2 protein-coding genes are annotated in these 1,205 nt (G+C 67.5%); one reads left to right on the top strand and one right to left on the bottom strand.

The annotated features are described in order from the left end of the window. Window positions 1-364, bottom strand: a 364-nt coding sequence (locus ABD323_RS40365; RefSeq protein ID WP_344447096.1) for a GntR family transcriptional regulator, incomplete at its 3' end; no start/stop codon positions are given. 355 nt (window positions 365-719) lie between these two features. Here ABD323_RS40365 and ABD323_RS40360 point away from each other — a divergent pair. Then, window positions 720-1,013: a DUF6191 domain-containing protein gene (locus tag ABD323_RS40360; RefSeq protein WP_184924713.1), complete on the top strand. Its 294-nt coding sequence runs from the start codon at window positions 720-722 to the stop codon at window positions 1,011-1,013. Window positions 1,014-1,205 lie beyond the last annotated feature (192 nt).

Below are 1,205 nucleotides of genomic sequence, written 5' to 3'. Positions count from 1 at the left end.
GCTGGGCGAGGACTCGCCGCACCGTATGGCGTGAGGCGCCCGTCCGCTCGGTGAGCACCTTTTCGGACGGGAACGGGTCGCCGATCTTGAGCTGGTCGATCTCGATGTACCCGGTGATCCGGTCCAGGAGAGGGGGCTCGGTGTCTCCACCTACGACGGACCACCCGACCCCAGGTTGGGACTTGATCAGACCTTCAGTGGCGAGAACATCGAGTGCCCGCTTCACCGTGCTCCGTGCGACTCCGTGCGCCGCCATCAGCTCGGCCTCGGAGGGCAGGTTGGTGACCTGCGGGTCGCCACCGATCTCGGCGCGCAACGCGTCGGCGATCTGCAGGTATGTGCCGCGCGGGCTCCGCTCGATCACTGGCCGCTCCTTCCAAGGGGATGAGTACCTGAACAGGATGGACCGTGCATATGCACAGGGGCCAGCGTCCATGGGCGTACGCCAGTAGTGCACGCCAACGCGGTCACACGGCGGCGGAAGTCGGTGGACGCCAGCGGACTCCGCTCACCCCGCCACCTGCAGCTGATGTGCCCACGGATTTTGGATCGCCAAACTGATAAGGAAGAGGCCACAGGTTCAAGTCCTGTTAGGCCCACCACCGCAGAAGGTCCGGAGTGGATTTCCACTCCGGGCCTTCTGGCGTTTCCGGGGGCGGGGTCGGAGGATGGGGGTCTGCCGAGCTTGGGGTGTGAGTGGTGTGGCGATCTTCTGGGCGATGAGTCTGCCGGGGCTGGTCTGCGCGTTGGTGCTGGTGGCCTTCCTGGACCAGTTGGCGCTGCGGGCCGGGCGGTCGAAGTGGGTGCCCTGGCGGGGGACGGGGCGGGAGGGGCAGATCTCGGCGACCGGGTTCGAGCAGTTGCACGCGCAGTTCGCGGCCGGGAAGCAGCACGAACTCGAGCAGCGGAAGACCACGTTGATGCTGCGGGACGAGGAGGGCGACGGTGCCCCGCCGCTCGGTCCGGTGGATCTGGACGGTGGCCGGGCGGTGCTGCGGCTGCCTCGCGGATAGGCGCTGTTGTACGACAGGAGGCACGGCGTCAATCCCGGGTGTCGGTCGGGCGGTTGACGAGTCGCGGTGACCTCTCGGGAACGGGTTACGGGTGTGTATCATCGGCCGCAGGGCGGTCCGCAGTCCGGCCGCCGGTTCGTGCTCGTACATACCGAGGGTCCGCGGTTCTCTGGGCCCATCCACAGCAAGAAG

Origin of the sequence: Kitasatospora nipponensis (assembly GCF_039528135.1) — a bacterium.
In the GTDB taxonomy this organism is placed as follows: Bacteria; Actinomycetota; Actinomycetes; order Streptomycetales; family Streptomycetaceae; genus Kitasatospora; species Kitasatospora nipponensis.
Note: the sequence above shows the minus strand (reverse complement) of the source record. Positions and strands in the feature narration are given on the sequence as shown.

Excerpts from the sequence above, each read along its gene's own strand:
- ABD323_RS40360 (WP_184924713.1), top strand. The coding sequence starts at position 720 with ATGAGTCTGCCGGGGCTGGTCTGCGCGTTGGTGCTGGTGGCCTTCCTG.